Here is an 18,651-nt window from a genome sequence, read left to right on the forward strand (position 1 = left end):
CTGGTGAGTATCAAACGCGCTGCATACTATAACGGGTTTAGAGTGATTTTCCGTAATCATTATTTGCTATTCTTTTTTGCTATACTGCTGAAAACTCCCACACAAAGAGCCGCGTATGCCTATAGAGTCCGGTCATGTATTCATTTCTCATACCTCAGCTGATGATGAGTTTGTCAAAGCACTCCGCATCAAGCTGGAACTACATGGCATCAGTCTCTGGGTAGACTCCCGAAACTTATGCGGTGGTAAAAAGCTCGCGCCCGAGATTGAACAGGCGATTCTCGATTCCAGCCACGTGATCGCAGTGCTCAGTCCGCGCACCATTAACTCTCCATGGGTACGCAAGGAAATCCAGTTTGCAGAAGACAAGGGGCATGATGTGATTCCTTTGTTGCTGCCGGGCATTGAACCGAGTGCTTTGGGCATGTGGTTTGATGAAGAACCTGTTGGAGAAAAGATAGAACTTGATGTTGGCAAGCTCGACGAACAACTCCCACACATACTCGCCGCACTAGGTAAGCGTGCACCCGATCACGATTTAGCCAAAGCGCAAGAAGTAGCAAATAAACCCATTGCTGAACTGCTTCTGGAGCTGACCGAACCCACACTTACCCACGGTGAATATGGCATAGAAACCCTCAGCGCTCGCGCCGAGATTCGTTATATCCCGCCAGACCTGAGTAAAGAGCGCGAAGTCAACAGTCGCACCTTCCGCTTTACCGCGCCTATTGGTCAAATTGAACAAGATGAAATACGCTGGTATCTGGAGCAATACCTGCAATGGCCGGTGGGCTTATTCCGTGAACGAGCCAAAACCACCGAAGCACAACTGCCAGAATGGGGAAAAGCACTCTACAATGCCACTCTTGGGCAAGCTGTCTGTCGCGAACCAGTAACCGCATGGCAACAAGCACGCGGTGATGTCGAGCGCCGCTTTTCAGTACAAGTCGATGCGCATACCTTAGAAACAGACGAGGACGCTCAGGCCAATGCCAATGAAGCCGCCAGTCGCTTGCAAAGCCTGCCATGGGAATTGCTTCATGACGACGCTTATTTAAGTGATGGCGCGAATCCGGTACGCATTCGCCGTCGTTTGCCGAACTTCAAACATCAACCGCCCAGCTCTGCCGAACTGCCCATTCGCATTTTGCTGCTTAGCCCACGTCCTGAAGAACAAGGCGTGGGCTATATCGACCATCGCGCCAGTGCCTTGCCCTTGGTGCAGGCGGTAGAAACCTTGGGAGATTTAGTGCGGTTAACAGTTCTAAGTCCGCCAACTTTGCCAGCATTGGAAAAAGAATTACACCGTGCGCGAGAAGCCAAGAAGCCCTACCACGTGCTGCATTTCGACGGACACGGAGTTTACGACCGTCAATTTGGCTTGGGCGCTTTGTGCTTTGAGCACCCTCAGGATGACGCATTACTGGAAGGACGGCGTAGTCAATTAGTCTATGCCAAAGCAAGCCAGAACTCAGCAAGCACCAATCAAACCAGTGCGCCACCACAAAGCAATTTAGTCAGTTTACTCAAAGACTTCCGCATTCCACTGGTGTTTCTGGAAGCTTGCCAAACCGCGCAAACCGAAGCAGATCCAAATACTTCTGTCGCAGCCAGTTTGCTGGATGAAGGCGTCACTTCGGTAGTGGCGATGTCACACAGCGTATTGATGGAAACCGCGCGCCTTTTTGTCACCGAATTCTATCAGTCCCTAGCGCTGGGACAGCGGGTGGGTGCAGCCATGCTGGCGGGACAAAAAAAGCTCATGCGCGACAGTTATCGCCTGCCTATACCGGGTGCAGGCGATTTACATTTGCAGGATTGGTTTGTGCCGATTTTGTATCAGGAGCAACACGACCCGCAGTTATTCGCATGGGTTCCTTCCGAAACCGCACAAAAAATGCAGGCGCAACAACGACAAACCCGCCTTGGCAGACTCCCCGAGCCACCGCCGCACCATTTTATCGGGCGCAGTCGTGACCTACTCAAAGCCGAGCGACTGCTGGAACAACAGCCCTATGCCGTGATTCGCGGTCAGGGTGGCGCGGGTAAAACCACCTTAGCGGTCGAGTTGGCGAAGTGGCTGGTTAACAGTCGCCGCTTTGATCGTTGCGCTTTTGTCAGTGTTGAGGAATACACCCATGACCGCGCCGTGACCGAAGTACTGCTACAACAATTGGTCAATGCCAATCACAATCTGGTGGTGGAATATGACGGTGATATTGATCAGGCACTACAAACAATTCGCCGCACGCTAGAAAACGACCGCACTCTGATTGTGGTCGATAATATGGAATCGCTGCTAGCGGATGACGCTAATAAACAGGCGGTACTGGACGTGCTGGCCAAGCTGCCGGAGGCAAAACTGCTGTTTACAACCCGCGAGTCCTTACCTGAGCCTTTCCACCACAAAGTCCGCGAGATTGAACTGGGCACATTGGAACTTAGCGACGCCAAAGCACTGGTAATGCAGGTCATGAATCAGGAAGGACTGAGCCTGCGGCACGATGACACCGGCAATACGCCACAAGAAGTGAATGATCTGGTGAATTCCGTGGGTTGTCATGCACGGGCGTTGGTGCTACTAGCGCGGGAACTGGCACAGCGTGGGGTAACGGCCACCACGAACAATGTGCGTGAGATTATGCAGGATCTGGAGCAGCGTTATCCGGGGCAACGGGAGAATTCTTTATTTGCCAGTGTGGAATTGTCCTTGCAACGATTATCGCCGGAGGTGCTGGAGCAGATTGCAGGGTTGACTGTCTTTCAGGATGGTGGACACATTACAAGTATAGCTCATGTCTTAGAAGTCGATAGTGAGCAAATCACCCTAATTATACAAGAACTTTTCGACGTCGGTCTGGCAACATCTATAGGAGAATACAACTATATCTGTCTTGATCCGGCATTACCTGCATATCTGAATTTGTCTTTAAATACTGAGCAATATGAAACCTATCAGCAACGCTGGCAGGAAGTGATGGGACAGTTAGTGGATTCTCTCCATGGGCAGATTTCCAAAGACAGTAAGCTTATTTTTAACCTCGTCCCGCTAGAATTGCCCAATTTAATGGCCTATTTGCAAGTTCTGGTGTCGTCTTGGCAAGCTGGAACTCAGATGGCGGAAGTTGTTTCAGATAAAGTGTGTAGTGTTGAAAAACTATTGGAAAACCTGAATCAACCACATGCAATAGCGAAAGTGATGGAGTGGCGTGAGTTGGTAGCTACAGTTTTTGTAGAATGGAGTCATGCCCGTTTTGATAATGAACACTTGAGCATTGAACAACGATTAAAGGAGGGGGATTTTCCGAGTGCAATTCAAGCGGCTCAAGCCCTATTGAAGCAGTGCCAGCAGGCTGGGGAGAAATCTTATATTGGCGCTGGATATGATTTTGCATCGGCTAATTTTCTACTGGGTCGTGTATTGAGAACAAGCGGAGCCGAAGAAAAAGCATTACCGTATTTACAGGAAGCACAGCAGCGTTTTGAAGCCATTGGTGTACGTGGCGAAAGAATGGTTTCAGTGGCATTAACCGAACGAGGAAGTTGCTTAGAAAGGCTTGGGCAATTGGATGCCGCAGAAATGTTATATGAGAAATCTATTATTCAGCAAGGTGAAAATAAAGGGAATACCCATGGTGTAGCATTAGGCAAGCAACGGATTGCTACAATACGATGGCTACAAAAGCGGCATAGTGACGCAGTGCTAGGATTTCAGCAAGCACTAGAACTGTTCATGCAATTAGGTGACCTGTTAGCTGCGGCTTCGGTTTGGCACAAAATTGGCATGTGTTATACCGATAGTCGTGATTTTGAGGAAGCTGAAAAAGCATATCAACAATCGATATCGATTAATAATCAAAAAGGAAATAAGGTTGGTGAGGCAGAAAACCTCTCTGAGCTGGGTAACCTTTATAATTATTGGGGGCGTTCGGAACAGGCGTTGATCTATGATCGACGGGGCGCTGATATTTATGAAGATTTAGGGCATTTTTTGCAAGAAGGTGTTGCCCGCAATAATGTTGCTGATACGCTAATCAAACTGTCACGTTATGATGAAGCTCGAGAAGAGTTACTTCTGGCCATAAAGTGCCAGCAGGGGTTTGGTCATTCAGGTAAGCCTTGGAATACTTGGTCTACTCTGCATAGTCTGGAAAAAGTCTCTGGCAATCTCCAGGCGGCGAGTGATGCCTGGCAAAAGGCATTACTTGCCTATCTGGTATATCGGCGTGATGGCGGGGACGGTCATGATGGCTCAGGTCGTTTGACTTTGGCCGTGGGTGTGGCCATAAAGAAAGATAATACATCTCAAATAGAGCAGATGATTGGGCAACTATCTGAACGAGTGGATTGGCGAGGACACAAAAACTTCCTGCAAAAGCTACAAGCCATTATTGCCGGAAAGCGGGATTTGGCATTGGCAGAGGATGAAGGTTTGTACTATCAATACGCGGCAGAGCTAATTATATTGTTGGAGTCTCTTGCTGAGTAGCCAGAATGTGCTATTCTAAAATACCGAATTAGAACCGAATTAAGCATCATGAGCGAACAAATTATTAGCCTAACGGAGTTCAAAGCTTCTGCTAGTCGGTTGCTAGAAAGTACGCGTGCTGGAGAAAATCTAATCCTTACGCAGAATGGTTCCGCGAGCGTCGTCGTGCAAGATTACGATAGCTACCAAAAACAAAGACAAGCATTTTTAATGCTCAAGTTATTGGTACAGGGCGAAGCGGACATTCAAAACAACCGTACAAAACCACAAAAACAGGTATTCAATGATCTTCGTGCCTCTTTAAAAGCACGAGCAGGCAAAGAATGAATCGAGAGATTCGCTGGACTATTACTGCTGAGCAAGACTTACAGGAAATTGTCGAATACATCTTCCAAGATAATGCTGATGCAGCAATTGCAGTGCTTGATCGTATTGAGAGTAAGGCGATGACGCTCTCAGAATTCCCACTACGAGGCAGGCTGGTTCCAGAGTTGCAAATAACGGGTATTTCACACTACCGTGAGTTGATTGAAGCACCGTGGCGTATTGTCTACCGGCAGCTTCATGATGAAGTACACATTGTTGGTGTCTTTGATTCCAGACGAGATTTGGATGTTGTGCTGCTTGATCGAATTGGAAGAATGTAATAGTTAAATTTGACACCTACAGTTAGCATATAACACTCTAATGCTACCCACTGGTGTCAAAAATGAACTCTAAAACTTATTCCCAACATTCCAAAAGTGCCATCACCCTGCTCGGGAATCTAATACGAGCAGCTCGTAAAGAACAGAAATTAACAACCACAGAAGTCGCCGAACGAGCTGGCATTTCCCGCAACTTCCTACAGCGCATCGAAAAAGGCGACCCCAAATCCAACATCGGTGCATTCTTCGAGGTAGCCACTATCGTTGGCGTAAAGCTGTTTGATGCTGACGAAGCCAGTCTATCAAAACACATTCGCCAAGTAGAAGATAAGCTCACCTTACTTCCTAAATCTATTCGCAAAAAACAACGCAAGGTAGATGATGACTTCTAATCACTTTCATCTACTTTTGACTCGCTCAGAACACCAATCAAGGATTGAGTGATCGGTGCATTTTCCAACAGCTTTTGGTTGTCTGCCAAAACACGAAAGTAGTCCTCAACAATTTGAGATAACGATTTACCATTCCGCTCTGCATAGTCCTTCGCTAACAGGATCAAAGAGTCATCTATGTGTAGCGTTAGTTTGGTTTGCATAAGTCTGTACCTACAGCCGTAGAATTCCTCAATAAACCCCTTCCGGCCCCTGATTCTCCTTACGCAACTGCGCAATCACCCGAAGTCGCTGCCGCCGCAATTCTTCTTTCACCTGCTCACCCTTAAAGCCTTTTTCCACAATCGGTTTTACCGGTATCGCCTTAGTCGCTTCCAGCAGTTTTTCATAAAAATCCGCCTGCAAATAAGCGCGGTCTTCAAACGTCGGACGTCCCCGGCTATCGGCTTTACAGGCCTGCAAAAACTGCTTAAAACGCTCTGGTCTGCGATAGGCATCAGACACGGTCAGCACCTTCAATAAGGTCTTTGGCTTCACTTCAAATGCACGATGAATATGTGTGTGATAGCGACAGGTTAGCTCGGCGAGTTGACGGTATTCATTGGGCACTTTCAGGCGATTACACAGTTCAGTCACCAGCGGTACGCCGTCTTCTTCGTGCCCGTAGTGATGCGGCAGAATGTCTGCTTTGGTGATGCCTTTTCCAAGGTCATGCGTGAGTGCAGCAAAGCGCGTCACAGGGTCGTCGGTCATCAAACAGCATTGCTGCAGCACCATCATCACGTGAATGCCGGTATCGACTTCGGGGTGATACACCTTCACCTGCGGTACACCAAACAGTCGATCGATTTCAGGGAATAGTATTTTCAACGCGCCACATTCGCGCAGTGCCAGTATGAATTGCTCGGGGTTGGGTTCACTGAGTGCTTTGGCGGTTTCCTGCCAGACTCGCTCCGGCACTAGTGCATCGACTTCACCGGCTTTGACCATGTCGCTCATTAAGGTCATGGTTTCATCAGCAATGGTGAAGCCTAAGCGGTGAAAGCGCGCTAAAAAGCGAGCGATACGCAGGATTCGCACAGGGTCTTCAGCGAAGGCGTGAGAGACATGGCGCAGCACCCTGTTCTGCAAATCTTGCTGGCCATTGAACGGGTCAACCAAGCTACCATCGGTATCTTCAGCGATGGCATTAATCGTTAGGTCGCGTCGCTCCAGATCCTGTTCCAAGGTCACGTCTGCTGCGGTATCAAACTCAAAGCCGTGGTAGCCTGCTTTGGTTTTGCGCTCGGTGCGCGCCAGTGCGTATTCTTCGTGTGAATCAGGGTGTAAGAATACCGGAAAGTCTTTGCCCACCGAGTGATAGCCAGCTGCCAACATCTGTTTCGGGCTGGTGCCGACCACCACCCAATCACGGTCTTTTACGGACAGACCTAATAAACGATCCCGCACTGCACCACCGACTAAATACACATTCATTTTACGTCACTCTTTTTAAAAACATCGCATGAAAGAGTCGGCCAAAAACCGCCCTGCTTTTACAATTATGGGATCATTATATGCTGACTCCATGACTAATCTGCGGTTTAATGCATTTTTAAGGATTATTGGTTTTACGGTCATGATCGAACTTTCCATTTTAGCGGTATTTATCCCCACTTTTTTCTTTGTCTCGGCCACGCCGGGCATGTGTATGACGCTGTCGATGACCATGGGCATGACCATCGGTGTAAAACGTGCCTTATGGATGATGGCCGGGGAATTAGTTGGTGTGGGCTTGGTGGCAGTGTCTGCGGTGATTGGTGTGGCGGCGATTATGCTGAACTACCCGCAAATTTTCACTGCTTTCAAATACGTCGGTGGTGCATATCTGTTATATCTTGGAGTACAAATGTGGCTATCTCGCGGCAAAATGGCGATTAGTGAAGATCTTGATTCTGTACCGACAGCAACGCGTTGGGAGCTTGCTACGCAGGGCTTTGTGACGGCGGTTGCTAACCCCAAAGGCTGGGCGTTTTTTATCGCTTTACTGCCTCCGTTTCTCAATGCGGATGCGCCACTTGCTCCTCAGTTGGCAGTGTTGATCGTTCTGATTCTAACCTTAGAGTTTATCTGCTTATTGCTTTACGCCAGTGGCGGCAGAACGCTGCGTAAGTTTCTGGAGAAGAGTGGTAATGTGCGGCTGCTTAACCGCATCGCTGGTAGTCTCATGATGGGTGTGGGTGTGTGGTTAGCCGTTGGTTAAAGCTGTCATGCTCCTAGTCAGTCTCGCTTAAAGCATTGTTTAGAAATGGCTTAGGGGCTTAGCTAAAATCTGAAACAACCTGTGTCAAAAGCTTGATGCAGGTCAAAGCTGATTGTGCTTGCTAAGTCTATGCTTATGATTCTGGAATCATCAACCGAGCAGAATCATGAGTACCGATATAGACAACCCAATCACTGACTTTTCCGGCTGCCACGACGGCATTCTTGCTGAATTCGTAAAGTTAAAAATGCTGCCTGAGTTACTGAGTGATGACAACACCGCTGAGGACGCCAAGCAAGCCGCGCAGGAACTGAGTCGTTTCTTTAAAAAGGTCGTCAAACCACATCACGATGATGAAGAGGTAGAGTTGTTTGCGTCAGTACGGGATGCACTCAAGAAGCACCCCGAACAAGCCATGACAGCACGCGGCTATATTGCGCGCTTGGTTGAAGAGCACCGTTATCTGGAAAAGACCTGGAAGAAGATTGATAAATCGCTCAAGAAAATCAGCAAGGGCAAAACCGCCGATATTGATACCGCGGCACTGACACAGTTTGCAGAGGACTATCTGTCACATGCTGAATTTGAAGAGCAGTTTTTCTTGCCATTGGCCGAGGAAATTCTCAGCAAGCACGACAAGGCCAAGCTGGGAATGTCGCTGCATATTCGTCACCTCGATATTCCGGCACAGAACTACATCTAATCCGTTTGCTTAATCACTGAGCCAATATATCGGTTAAGACCAGCGACATACCATGAGTTTACCGCCGGGCTTTCGCTCCATGAGTGAGGTCACTGCGCGGTAACGGGTTTTGACCAAGTAGGTAGGCTCTGAGGAATAACTGACTCTGGAGCCGGTGATCAGACCGTTGCTATCCAAATCAACAATCACCTCTTCCGAGTAAGGGTTGAGCGCGTTGTAGGTGACGATGGTCGCTGAGCTATTATCACGCATGTCATCGTATGAGCCCATGCCCAGAGTCAGTTGGCGCACGCGGTTATTGCTGTCACGAGTGACTTTGATGACATTGACGGTGTGGTCATAACTGCCATTTCCGGTGTGATCGATAAAGATCATATCGCCCGGTGCTAATTGGTTAACAGGGACTTCAGGCTTACTGGTGTCGCCGTAGTTTTCATAGGCGGGTTCCCAATCGAAAATGCGCCGGGTGGATTTAGCCACTCGGTCGGTGGAGATCTCAGGGTAATGCACATTCACGCCATAAATCATGGAATGGTTCTTATCCAGATTCTGTACTTTTTTCATGGCGGGATAGTCGTATCGGCCGACGCGTAACTTGTCCAAATGACTGAACAGTCCGGTGGTTTTATCGGCAGTGGCGACAATCCATGTTTTCTCATCTTCATTCACACCCAGCGCCGGATGCGGCAGATCAACCAAGGTGTCTTGTTTAAGTTGTTTGCGAAATTGATCCATGAGGAATAGCGCGATATTTTTACAATCACCTTCCACACGATTAGCCTTCATCACTTCCCAATAGTCAGCAACAAATCGCCCGTAAGCGGCCTGTATAACGGCGTGATCCCAAGTGAGATTTTCTTCTGAGCCTTCCACATACACCACGGGCAAGCCACGCGCGCGGAAGTCCGACAGATAAGCCATCGGGTCGCCAGACTTCACCGCTGGCACACGGAAATCTTCGCGCGAAACGGCATTATCCAGAGCTTTTAAGGTATCAACGTTGATGACGCCAGTTTCGGCAATACCAGAGATATCGCTCTGAAATGCCCGTACTGCGCGCTCGGTAATCGGCCCGAAACTGCCATCACATAAATCATCCAAATACCCCAAACGACCCAGTGCGTACTGCACGGCAACTACTTGATTACCTCGTGCACCGCGCCGGATAAAGCTGGCGAAGTTGCTTGGTATCGCTTTGGCTAAAGCAGTATCTTTAAAGGAAATACTCATGAATCACCGTCCTTCACTAATCGCACCGAGTTACCGTTGCTTTTACTGCCACCCTCGTCATTGCCATCTTCAAACAGTACTAACCATGCCTGTGCGTTATTGATGTAGGGTGACGATGTCCAGAAATAGTCATCCGGCGTATTGGGAAAGATGGTTTCATTAATCGCCGGAGCGCTGCAGGATATTTCTACAATACTCAGTAATTCTTTAATGTTCGGCAAACGCCAGTCACCTGTGCCCTGCGACAGTGCCTGACTCCAGCTTAAGGACAACACCGTGCCAACACAGCTAGAAGTCGCACTATTCCAGACCTGACCTTGCGCACAGCGCTTCCAGGTTAGATTGGTCATGAGGTCTTTCACTTCATCCCCTGAGGTGACAAAGCGGATATCCGGCGTACTGTCTTCGATGGCGGTATTACAAGACTGCGCCTGTGCCACGCCCGATAACAGGCCCAAGCTCAAAGCGATTGATATGATTGTTTTCATAAATGTTCCCTGCTCTTTTCAGACCTGTAATTACTGGCCGTCACTAACTAAACGCACGCGGTGAGTGGCTGTTTTATCCACTTTAGTGCTGCCACCATAATTAAAGTTGGTTGCCCACGCCTGATCGCCGGATGATGAATCGGAGTACACCGACGTGCCACTCCAGAATACTTCTGAAGGGGTGTACGGAAAGATCGCCAAATCAATCGCAGGCTCTACCACATCATAGTTCACAATCGAGTTAAGTTCCTGACGAGTCGGTAAGCGCCAGTTGCTCAGGCCGCAATACGCCGCATCATTGACCCGATCAATAAAGGCATCGGTATTACAGTAGCTGTCTGAGTCTGATGCGTCATAGCCAAAGCAAGAGGCCAGCGCGCTGTTGTCGTCGCCTGCGGTTCCGGCATTGTTGTCAGAGTCGGTGCTATACCAGGTAAAGGAGTCATCGGCGTCGTGCAGACCGTCATTGCCAACGACTTCTTCGCCATTAGTACGTAGCTTTACTTCCCAGATCAGGCCGGTGATATTGTCTTTGGCGCAAGCCCAGTCGGTGGCACTTGCAGCGGCTTCTGCGCCATCTTCATCCAGTCGTGTGAAATCAAACCCGGCATGGCCATCAGTATTATCGGTAGCGATTGGGTCTAAACCGTTTTCCGCATCCTGATTTGGAAATAAAGTTGACGGACAAGACACGTTGACAGAACCACTCTCACGACACACGGTGATACCACTGTCATTCAAACCCAATCCCGGCGTTACAACCACATTGGTGCTGGCAGAACCGGCATTGCCCAAATTGTTCTTAGCACGTACACGAATATAATAAGGTTGTCCGGCGGTGAGTGAGCTGAGGGCCACGGAGGTTGAGGAACCTACGCTGTAGAGCGTGCCGTCATCGTAGCTGCTGCAACTACTGTAACTGTCGATATTCTCAGTGGCATAACACAGCTCGTAACTGCTGGCATTACTGGTGCTATTCCAGGACAGTATGGCTCCTTCATAAGCTGACACCGCTTTAAAGTCTGATGGTATTCCCGGTGTAGTTCCGCTTGAGTCGTCCGTATCAGTCGTGTCATCAGTATCGTCCGCTGTGTCACCGTACTGCGGGCCACCCGACCCCAAAATAAAGAATACACCCAGCGCAATAACACTGGTTTGTAACAGGAATCCCTTCATGATGATCAAGCCTCTTTGATTTTACTTATAGTGAGGTAAGCGGCCAGCGCGCCTGCAAAGATCGCAGCGATATCGAATCCACTAAACTGACCGTTGGCAAAATAGTCCGCTAATAGCGTGGGGAAGTGACTCGCCTGATCATGATTTAACAGCTGACCCAGCTCAAATACTAGGTTTATGATCACCCACAAAAGAGTAGAAAACAAGCCGTATTTTTTACCATTAACCCACCACGTGATGAGGGATAAGGAGTAGACATGCACAAAGCTAGGCAATCCATTGATCACTTCACTATTGAAAAAATGTAGCTGCTGACTGTCTAATCCTAAGGCTTGGTAAACTACCGTTCCTTGACGAAACCACAGATAAAACAGCGCCGTAAGCAGGAGTGGCAACGCAATCAGGATCGGCAGCAGGTACTTTTTCATGAGGTATCCGGCACCTTAGGTTTTCTTAGAACTGCGTGACTTGCTGCCACGGGCTTTCGTGGTCGCTTTGGCCTTGCTACCTTTACTGCCGCTCTTACTAGCACCGCTTTTACTGCCTTTAGCACCCCAGTTTTTTAAGCCGCCTTTACCTCTCTTTTTAAACGGCGACTTGCCCAACCCCTGTAACCCTTGAAACTGCACCGCGCTGACTTCATCAATCAACTGATTCAAGCCCTCAACCATGGGCTGCATAAACTGGCCATATTTCATTTGGCGCTGACTGATGGCTTCCAACTGCGACTCCCAGTGTGCGGTCATATCAGGATGCCCCATGACATCCGGCAAGCTGGTAATTAGTTGAATACCGATATTAGTAGCGCGGATTTCTTTGCCTTTGCGGGTGAGAAACTCACGACTGAATAACAATTCGATAATACCTGCGCGCGTAGCCTCAGTGCCGATACCGTCGGTCTCCCGCAATACTTTTTTGATCGCAGGGTCACTGACGTATCGGGCAATTCCTGTCATCGCCCCCAGTAAAGTTGCATCGGTAAAGTGTTTTGGTGGGCTGGTTTGTTTCTCTGCCAAATCAGCATCGGTACACAGTACGGAGTCACCCTTGTTCACTGTGGGTAATGTCTTATTTGAAAAACCTGCGGCATCCGTGTCTTGAGGACCTTGGGAATGACCCACACCGCCACGTGTTGTGGCCGGGCTAGAGACATTAAACCCCTTCGTGGCAGACTTAGTCTTGGGCTTAGGAAACAAAGCCTTCCAGCCCTCTTTCAATACATCCTTTTGTTTGGCAATAAACAAACCACCGCCCACTTCAGAATCAATCTGCTTATCCGCGTATTCGAACGGTGGGTAAAACTGGATCAAATACTGCCGTGCAATCAGCTCATAGACATTGGCTTCGTCGCGAGACAAAGCAGCTCCGGACATTGCTTTCATGGTAGGTATAATTGCGTGATGGGCGCTGACTTTGCTGTCATTCCAGGCTTTGGTTTTCAGGCTTAAATTGGCACCGGAAACAGCTTTGCTGAGATTATTACAGGTCTTGGCAATCGCTGATGTCACCTGAGCCGCTTCGGAATAATGCTCCAATGGTAGATAGCGGCAATCCGAACGCGGATAGGTAATCAGCTTATGGCGCTCATATAAGGTCTGACACACATCCAGCACTTGCTTGGCACTTAGTCCAAACCGTTTGGCAGCATCAATCTGCAGCGTCGATAAATTATACGGCAGCGGTGGCGCTTGTTTTTTCTTCGCCTGCGTTACATTGGTAATAACACCCGCTTTACCGCTGACTTTAGCAATGACTGTCTCGGCAAGCTTTTTGGATAATACCCGCCCATCGTCATCCATATAATCTTCGCAGGCTTTACTCGGCTTCCACTTCGCCTGAAACGACTCTTTAGCCGCGGTCTCCAGCGTGACAAACACCTCATAAAAAGGCTTGGAAACAAAGTTCTCAATTTCTAAATCACGATGTACCACCAGACCTAACAATGGTGTCTGAACCCTTCCCACTGAGAGCACTCCCTGAAAGCCGGACTGCTGTCCTTTTAAAGTACACAGACGCGTCAGATTGATGCCATACAACCAATCTGCACGGGCACGGGCCAATGCCGATGTTGCCAAGGGGACGAATTCAGTATTACTGCGCAGATTGTTCAGAGACTTTTTGACCGCTGCGGTATTCAAATCACTAATCAGGCAACGCTGCGTGGCCTGTAGTTTTGCCTTGGGCACTTTACAGTGATTGATCACTTCATCGATCAGAATCTGACCTTCGCGATCCGGATCACCCACATTCACCAACACATCTGCTTGTTTGATCAGCTTCTTGAGTACCGTGAATTGCTTGCGTGTTTTGGGCTTTATTTCCAGCTTCCATTGCTCCGGCACGATGGGTAAGTGCGCGGTTGACCACTTTTTGAATTCGGCGTTATAGGCTTCAGGTTGCGCTTGCTCTAAGAGGTGACCAATACACCAACTCACCACATCACCATTGCCGACGGTGATAAAACCATCACCGTTTTTATGAGGTCTGGGGAGTGCGCTGGCGACGGCGCGACCAAGGCTGGGTTTTTCTGCGATGTATAGGATCATTTTTTTATTGTGGTTATGGCAGCTGCTGTTGATCAGGAATAACAGACTTTAGCACGGATCTGAGTGTCACATAATCACAACTCACTAGTGCAACATAAAGCATATCGTTACCTGTCATATGTATACTGACCAGATGACTCTATTCCACACTTTTAAATGACATTTACAGCACCATAATAAATAGTCCACACCAAACTCACCACGAGAATAAAACATGAACAACTTTGACTTTTACAACCCGACTCATATCGTATTTGGGCAAGACAGATTCGCTGAACTGGACACCTTAATTCCTGCAGATGCCAAGGTGATGATCACTTACGGCGGTGAAAGTGCAAAGAAATACGGCACGGTCGATAAGGCGCGTGAAGCCCTGAAGGGACGCGAGATTGTCGAGTTTGGTGGTATCGAACCCAACCCACACTTCGAAACCTTAGCCAAAGCGGCAGATATCGCTAAAGCAGAAAACATCGACTTCCTGTTGGCTGTGGGCGGTGGCTCAGTGATGGATGGCACCAAATTCATTGCACTAGCAGCCAAAGATGACTCCGGCAAATACCAAAACATCTTATTCAACGGTTTTGAGCCTGTTCCGGCAACAGAAGCACTCCCACTGGGTTGTATCGCCACACTGCCAGCCACTGGTTCTGAAATGAACATGGCGGGCGTGATTACTTACAATGAACAGAAATACCCGTTCATGTCCCCACTGACCTTCCCAAAATTCTCAGTACTTGACCCAGACCTCACCAAGACACTGCCAAAAGAGCAAATCGCCAATGGTGTAGCGGATGCCTTCATCCACGTTATCGAGCAATACCTCACACAACCAGTGAATGCCAAAGTGCAGGACAGAATCGGTGAAGGCGTTCTGAAAACATTGATCGAAGATGGCCCGGTGACTTATGCCGATAACGATGACCTTGATGCACGCAAGAACTTTATGTGGTCAGCAACGACCGCACTGTGTGGTTCTATCGGCGCCGGTGTTCCTCAGGATTGGTCTACGCATATGATTGGTCATGAAATGACGGCCAGTTTTGGCATTGCCCATGGTCGTACACTTGCCATTATTCTGCCGAATGTGCTGCGTGAGCGTAAAGATAAGAAGCATGCGAAACTCGTGCAATATGCTGAGCGAGTCTGGGATATCACCGAAGGAACGGATGATGAGAAAATCAATCAGGCCATCAATAAGACCGAAGCCTTTTTTAATGATTTGGATATCTTCACCAACCTGACGCACTACGGTATTGATGATGAAGGTATTGATCGTATCGTTAACAATATGGAAAAGATGGGTCTGACGGCATTATCTGAAACCGGTGATCTGACATTGGATATTGTGCGTAAGATCCTGGTAGCAACTAAATAAGCGCTTCTAAACAAGCACCAATACACCATTATGGAGATACCAATGAGTATCAAACTGATTAGCTTTCCAAGCTGCCCTTATGTGCAACGTTCTGTGATGCTACTGGAAAAACTCGGGCGTGTGTACGAGGTCGAGTACATTGATCTGGCCAATCCGCCGGAGTGGTTTTTAGACATCTCGCCACTGGGTAAAGTGCCGGTCTTGCAAATCGACGATACTGTGTTGTTTGAGTCACACGTGATTCTTGAATACCTGAATGAAGTTGCAGAGGTTAATTACCATCCGGCTGATCCACTGGAAAAAGCGCGCCACCGCGCCATGATGGAGTTTGGCTCTGCAATGTTGGGAAGTCAGTGGATGACTATGGCTGCTAAAGATGAAGCCGGTCTGGCTAAGCATTTGGGTGCGCTGCAGGACCTGATGAAAACGCTGGAAAGCAGTATTGAGCCTGCGCCATTTTATGCAGGAGCAGAGCTGCATATTATTGACTTCTCTTTTGCGCCGTTACTGCAGCGATTGGAGATCGTGAAGCGTCATTTTGAACCGACGTTATTCGATGACTTCCCTAAGATCGAAGCGTGGACTCAGGCAATTACTGAGCTGGATGTGTTGAAGACATCGGCAGTGCCAGATCTTGAGGAGCGAATTTTGCTGGCGATGAAGAATATGGACTCTTATTTATTCAATAGAGCATAATCGCCACGTACAACACTTTATAGCCATTAACCTTAAAACAATTATTTATTAAATGCTTGATGCCTGTGGCATGCTCCCTGTAGACAATAGAGGGAGCCGCCATGACCACGCAAGACAAAGCCAGCACCACTGCGCGTAATCGTTTTGAGACACAATGGCATTACCGACCCGATGTTCCGACTGAGTCATCACCGTTATTCCAATGGCCATTAAAGCCACTGGCTATCTGGCATTGGTTTGCGGCTCGCTGGTTGGTGCTGGGTGAAAATACAGTATTGGTCGCGTTAGCACTGATTTCATGGTTCTGGTTTCAACCACCACTGGAAGTAAGTAAAACGCTCAGTATCGACTGGATCGCACCGATGTACCTGCGCAATCTGGCGTTGATGATTGGCGTCGCAGGTGGTTTACATCTGTATTTCTTTTACTGGAAAAAACAGGGCAAACAGCTTCGCCATGACGAACGTGAATTGGTTACCAAAGGTCGCAACTTCACCTTCGGGAATCAGGTGCGGGATAATATGTTTTGGACACTGGCCAGCGGCGTTACCTTCTGGACAGCTTATGAAGTGCTGATGTTCTGGGCCATGGCGAATGGTTATGCGCCACTATCGTCCTGGAGTGATAACCCGGTGTGGTTTGTATTGTTGTTCCTTCTCACACCACTGTGGATTTCCTTGCACTTTTATCTGGTACATCGCTGGATGCATTATCCAAAGATATATCAGGTCGTTCACAAATTACATCATCGCAATAATAACGTTGGCCCTTGGTCTGGCTTGTCGATGCATCCGCTGGAACATCTGGTGTTTTTCAGTTCTATCCTCATCCACTTTGTAATCGCCGCGCATCCCTTGCACATCTTGTTCCATATGATGCATCAGTCACTAACCGCCTCGACATCACACACCGGTTATAACGGCCTGTTGGTAAAGGGTAAAAATCGCTTCGCGCTTGGAACATTTCCGCACCAACTGCACCATCGCTATCTGGATTGTAACTATGGTAATCCGGAAGTGCCCTGTGACAAGTGGTTTGGTACTTTTCATGATGGCACTGCTGAGTCACACGAAAAACTTCAGCAGAGGCGTCGGGAAAAGTCGATGTCGGGGACATAAGAAAGCCCGGCAGGGAAGCTACCGGGCTCGGGTCTTGCAGGGGAAATTGAAATCTTATTGCGTATTAATTGTCGCTGTCGTGACGCTCATAGCTTACGTTAACGTTCACAACACCAACATAACCGATGGTACCGTCAGCCATTGCACGCTCCTGAACCGTTACGTACCCGCCGTCATTAAGACGTAGCGTGTTTTCTTCGATGTCACCGTAGTAAGTACCCAGACGGTAGTTTAACTGTCCTGGTGTGCTGCCCTGTAGTGAAGACAACTTGCTAACGCCTTGCTCATAAGCAGCTGCTTTAGTTGCTGCAACCGGTGTTTCGATTGTTTCGCTAGTGCTAAAAGCAGAAGCTGAAACGCTAGCAATTAGAAGTGATGCTGCAATCAATTTAGATAAAGTTTTCATAATGTGTTTCCTAAGTTATTTCGTTTAAGTGGGTTCATTATGTCATTAGCGCCTGACAGCAATATTGCTGCAACATGACAAGATTATCAGAAAGCTATTTTTTCTATATAAATATTGAATATAAAGTGATTAATCACTTAAAACTTCTTACTAAACTAAGTTTTTGAAGAAACTAAGCACTTAATTTAATAAATTCATTATCCCAAGTGGTTTTTCTATCGATACAGAAAGTGTGATCTTTTAGCAAATTTACGGAACACTTTATTTCGTGCACAAAAAAGCCCGATAGGGAAGCTACCGGGCTTGGGTCTTGCAGGAGGAAGAAGAAATCTTATCTTATTAAGGTTTAGCGATCGTTTTCGTTACGCTCGAAGCTTACGTCAACGTTAACAATACCGACATAACCAATTGAACCGTCTGTCATTGCACGCTCTTGTACCGTTACAAATCCACCATCATTAATACGAAGTGTGTCTTCTTTAATGTCTCCGTAGTAAGTACCCAGACGGTAGTTTAACTGTCCTGGTGTGCTGCCCTGTAGTGAAGACAACTTGCTAACGCCTTGCTCATAAGCAGCTGCTTTAGTTGCTGCAACCGGTGTTTCGATTGTTTCGCTAGTAGTAAAAGCAGAAGCTGAAACGCTAACGATTAAAAGTGATGCTGCAATCAATTTAGATAAAGTTTTCATAATGTTTTTCCTAAGTTGTTTCGTTTAAGTAGGTTCATTATGTCATTAACAACTGACAGCAATATTGCTGCAACATGACAAGATTATCAGAAAGTCTTTTTTTACTCTGTACACGACAATTTAGAAATCCACGATTGAAAAACCATGGCCATTCGTTGATTTAGTAGGTTCCAACCAGTCAGGTGGGCACAGAAACAACAATAATAAGCGACTAGTCTCCAGTGCATCCAACGCACCTGACATCAACTGATCGGTCAGGTGATCCAGGCCATAGCGGAACAGGTTTTTCTCAAGGCGGCCATGATTTTTAACACGTAACGGCTTAATCATTTTGTGCTTCCATTCACCTGTTTTATGCGCCCAACAAAACCCTATCACCAGTAAAGCCACCATCTTCTTAATTCGAAAGTAATGCGTCAGACGGGTAACTTCCATGTTGAACCCACGGCCTTTCA

The 18,651-nt window shown here is 47.8% G+C and carries 18 protein-coding genes and 1 pseudogene; 9 read left to right on the forward strand and 10 right to left on the reverse strand.

The window, feature by feature from the left end; genetic code table 11:
- The first annotated feature begins 115 nt into the window (after positions 1 to 115).
- From DKW60_RS21615 to DKW60_RS21630, 4 genes are all read left to right on the forward strand, one after another.
- A complete protein-coding gene (locus tag DKW60_RS21615) occupies positions 116 to 4,489 on the forward strand; it encodes a tetratricopeptide repeat protein (protein WP_109839740.1) in 4,374 nt (1,457 codons plus the stop codon).
- Between the two features lie 48 nt (positions 4,490 to 4,537).
- A complete protein-coding gene (locus DKW60_RS21620; RefSeq protein ID WP_109839741.1) occupies positions 4,538 to 4,816 on the forward strand; it encodes a type II toxin-antitoxin system Phd/YefM family antitoxin in 279 nt (92 codons plus the stop codon).
- Positions 4,813 to 5,136 carry a type II toxin-antitoxin system RelE/ParE family toxin gene (locus tag DKW60_RS21625; RefSeq protein WP_109839742.1) on the forward strand — a complete coding sequence of 108 codons (324 nt, stop codon included), beginning with the start codon at positions 4,813 to 4,815 and terminating at the stop codon, positions 5,134 to 5,136. The genes DKW60_RS21620 and DKW60_RS21625 overlap by 4 nt, the downstream gene beginning before the upstream one ends.
- A 62-nt stretch (positions 5,137 to 5,198) precedes the next feature.
- Positions 5,199 to 5,528, forward strand: coding sequence for a helix-turn-helix domain-containing protein (locus DKW60_RS21630; RefSeq protein ID WP_219988867.1), 330 nt, complete (start codon positions 5,199 to 5,201; stop codon positions 5,526 to 5,528).
- Here DKW60_RS21630 and DKW60_RS21635 read toward each other — a convergent pair.
- Both DKW60_RS21635 and DKW60_RS21640 read right to left on the reverse strand, forming a co-directional pair.
- Positions 5,525 to 5,731, reverse strand: coding sequence for a DUF6364 family protein (locus tag DKW60_RS21635; protein WP_109839744.1), 207 nt, complete (start codon positions 5,729 to 5,731; stop codon positions 5,525 to 5,527). The genes DKW60_RS21630 and DKW60_RS21635 overlap by 4 nt on opposite strands.
- 28 nt (positions 5,732 to 5,759) lie before the next feature.
- Positions 5,760 to 7,004: a multifunctional CCA addition/repair protein gene (locus DKW60_RS21640; protein ID WP_109839745.1), complete on the reverse strand. Its 1,245-nt coding sequence runs from the start codon at positions 7,002 to 7,004 to the stop codon at positions 5,760 to 5,762.
- Positions 7,005 to 7,032: 28 nt separating this feature from the next.
- Between DKW60_RS21640 and DKW60_RS21645 the strand changes: the two genes are divergently transcribed.
- Positions 7,033 to 7,770, forward strand: a complete 738-nt coding sequence (locus tag DKW60_RS21645) for a LysE family translocator (protein ID WP_245929760.1) — start codon at positions 7,033 to 7,035, stop codon at positions 7,768 to 7,770.
- A gap of 166 nt (positions 7,771 to 7,936) precedes the next feature.
- Entirely contained in the window at positions 7,937 to 8,473 is a 537-nt protein-coding gene (locus tag DKW60_RS21650; RefSeq protein ID WP_109839746.1) for a hemerythrin domain-containing protein, read from the forward strand.
- Positions 8,474 to 8,506: 33 nt separating this feature from the next.
- Here the strand turns inward: DKW60_RS21650 and DKW60_RS21655 are convergent, their stop codons facing one another.
- Genes DKW60_RS21655 through DKW60_RS21675 form a run of 5 tightly spaced genes read right to left on the reverse strand, consistent with a single transcriptional unit; the run spans position 8,507 to position 13,913 of the window.
- A complete protein-coding gene (locus DKW60_RS21655; protein WP_245929761.1) occupies positions 8,507 to 9,703 on the reverse strand; it encodes a peptidoglycan-binding protein in 1,197 nt (398 codons plus the stop codon).
- Positions 9,700 to 10,191, reverse strand: a complete 492-nt coding sequence (locus tag DKW60_RS21660; protein ID WP_109839747.1) for an Lcl C-terminal domain-containing protein — start codon at positions 10,189 to 10,191, stop codon at positions 9,700 to 9,702. The genes DKW60_RS21655 and DKW60_RS21660 overlap by 4 nt, the downstream gene beginning before the upstream one ends.
- Positions 10,192 to 10,221: 30 nt before the next feature.
- Positions 10,222 to 11,367 (reverse strand): Lcl domain-containing protein, encoded by a 1,146-nt coding sequence (locus DKW60_RS21665; RefSeq protein WP_109839748.1) that lies wholly within the window; start codon positions 11,365 to 11,367, stop codon positions 10,222 to 10,224.
- Positions 11,368 to 11,372: 5 nt separating this feature from the next.
- Complete coding sequence (locus tag DKW60_RS21670) at positions 11,373 to 11,795, reverse strand: hypothetical protein (protein WP_109839749.1); 423 nt, start codon at positions 11,793 to 11,795, stop codon at positions 11,373 to 11,375.
- A gap of 15 nt (positions 11,796 to 11,810) precedes the next feature.
- Positions 11,811 to 13,913 (reverse strand): DNA topoisomerase III, encoded by a 2,103-nt coding sequence (locus DKW60_RS21675; protein WP_109839750.1) that lies wholly within the window; start codon positions 13,911 to 13,913, stop codon positions 11,811 to 11,813.
- 214 nt (positions 13,914 to 14,127) lie between these two features.
- Between DKW60_RS21675 and DKW60_RS21680 the strand changes: the two genes are divergently transcribed.
- The 3 genes from DKW60_RS21680 (at position 14,128) to DKW60_RS21690 (ending at position 17,102) form a co-directional block, all read left to right on the forward strand.
- The gene (locus tag DKW60_RS21680) at positions 14,128 to 15,288 is read left to right on the forward strand and encodes an iron-containing alcohol dehydrogenase (RefSeq protein WP_109839751.1); all 1,161 of its coding nucleotides are present in this window, start codon (positions 14,128 to 14,130) and stop codon (positions 15,286 to 15,288) included.
- 42 nt (positions 15,289 to 15,330) lie between these two features.
- The gene (locus DKW60_RS21685) at positions 15,331 to 15,984 is read left to right on the forward strand and encodes a glutathione S-transferase family protein (protein ID WP_181389844.1); all 654 of its coding nucleotides are present in this window, start codon (positions 15,331 to 15,333) and stop codon (positions 15,982 to 15,984) included.
- Between the two features lie 101 nt (positions 15,985 to 16,085).
- Positions 16,086 to 17,102: a sterol desaturase family protein gene (locus DKW60_RS21690; RefSeq protein WP_109839753.1), complete on the forward strand. Its 1,017-nt coding sequence runs from the start codon at positions 16,086 to 16,088 to the stop codon at positions 17,100 to 17,102.
- 64 nt (positions 17,103 to 17,166) lie between these two features.
- Here DKW60_RS21690 and DKW60_RS21695 read toward each other — a convergent pair whose 3' ends face one another.
- The 3 genes and pseudogenes from DKW60_RS21695 to DKW60_RS21705 all read right to left on the reverse strand — a co-directional run.
- Entirely contained in the window at positions 17,167 to 17,508 is a 342-nt protein-coding gene (locus DKW60_RS21695; protein ID WP_109839754.1) for a DUF3316 domain-containing protein, read from the reverse strand.
- Positions 17,509 to 17,854: 346 nt separating this feature from the next.
- The gene (locus DKW60_RS21700) at positions 17,855 to 18,196 is read right to left on the reverse strand and encodes a DUF3316 domain-containing protein (RefSeq protein WP_109839755.1); all 342 of its coding nucleotides are present in this window, start codon (positions 18,194 to 18,196) and stop codon (positions 17,855 to 17,857) included.
- A 120-nt stretch (positions 18,197 to 18,316) separates the two neighbouring features.
- Positions 18,317 to 18,651: pseudogene (locus DKW60_RS21705) on the reverse strand (hypothetical protein); the annotation flags it as partial.

The organism is Leucothrix pacifica, assembly GCF_003172875.1.
In the GTDB taxonomy this organism is placed as follows: Bacteria; Pseudomonadota; Gammaproteobacteria; order Thiotrichales; family Thiotrichaceae; genus Leucothrix; species Leucothrix pacifica.

Bases quoted from the DNA above. Each gene is read 5' to 3' on its own strand.
- DKW60_RS21625 (WP_109839742.1), top strand. From the start codon at position 4,813: ATGAATCGAGAGATTCGCTGGACTATTACTGCTGAGCAAGACTTACAG.
- DKW60_RS21695 (WP_109839754.1), bottom strand. From the start codon at position 17,508: ATGAAAACTTTATCTAAATTGATTGCAGCATCACTTCTAATTGCTAGC.
- DKW60_RS21680 (WP_109839751.1), top strand. From the start codon at position 14,128: ATGAACAACTTTGACTTTTACAACCCGACTCATATCGTATTTGGGCAA.
- DKW60_RS21660 (WP_109839747.1), bottom strand. From the start codon at position 10,191: ATGAAAACAATCATATCAATCGCTTTGAGCTTGGGCCTGTTATCGGGC.
- DKW60_RS21615 (WP_109839740.1), top strand. From the start codon at position 116: ATGCCTATAGAGTCCGGTCATGTATTCATTTCTCATACCTCAGCTGAT.
- DKW60_RS21675 (WP_109839750.1), bottom strand. From the start codon at position 13,913: ATGATCCTATACATCGCAGAAAAACCCAGCCTTGGTCGCGCCGTCGCC.
- DKW60_RS21690 (WP_109839753.1), top strand. From the start codon at position 16,086: ATGACCACGCAAGACAAAGCCAGCACCACTGCGCGTAATCGTTTTGAG.
- DKW60_RS21630 (WP_219988867.1), top strand. From the start codon at position 5,199: ATGAACTCTAAAACTTATTCCCAACATTCCAAAAGTGCCATCACCCTG.
- DKW60_RS21650 (WP_109839746.1), top strand. From the start codon at position 7,937: ATGAGTACCGATATAGACAACCCAATCACTGACTTTTCCGGCTGCCAC.
- DKW60_RS21685 (WP_181389844.1), top strand. From the start codon at position 15,331: ATGAGTATCAAACTGATTAGCTTTCCAAGCTGCCCTTATGTGCAACGT.
- DKW60_RS21665 (WP_109839748.1), bottom strand. From the start codon at position 11,367: ATGAAGGGATTCCTGTTACAAACCAGTGTTATTGCGCTGGGTGTATTC.
- DKW60_RS21635 (WP_109839744.1), bottom strand. From the start codon at position 5,731: ATGCAAACCAAACTAACGCTACACATAGATGACTCTTTGATCCTGTTA.
- DKW60_RS21620 (WP_109839741.1), top strand. From the start codon at position 4,538: ATGAGCGAACAAATTATTAGCCTAACGGAGTTCAAAGCTTCTGCTAGT.
- DKW60_RS21640 (WP_109839745.1), bottom strand. From the start codon at position 7,004: ATGAATGTGTATTTAGTCGGTGGTGCAGTGCGGGATCGTTTATTAGGT.
- DKW60_RS21670 (WP_109839749.1), bottom strand. From the start codon at position 11,795: ATGAAAAAGTACCTGCTGCCGATCCTGATTGCGTTGCCACTCCTGCTT.
- DKW60_RS21645 (WP_245929760.1), top strand. From the start codon at position 7,033: ATGAAAGAGTCGGCCAAAAACCGCCCTGCTTTTACAATTATGGGATCA.
- DKW60_RS21655 (WP_245929761.1), bottom strand. From the start codon at position 9,703: ATGAGTATTTCCTTTAAAGATACTGCTTTAGCCAAAGCGATACCAAGC.
- DKW60_RS21700 (WP_109839755.1), bottom strand. From the start codon at position 18,196: ATGAAAACTTTATCTAAATTGATTGCAGCATCACTTTTAATCGTTAGC.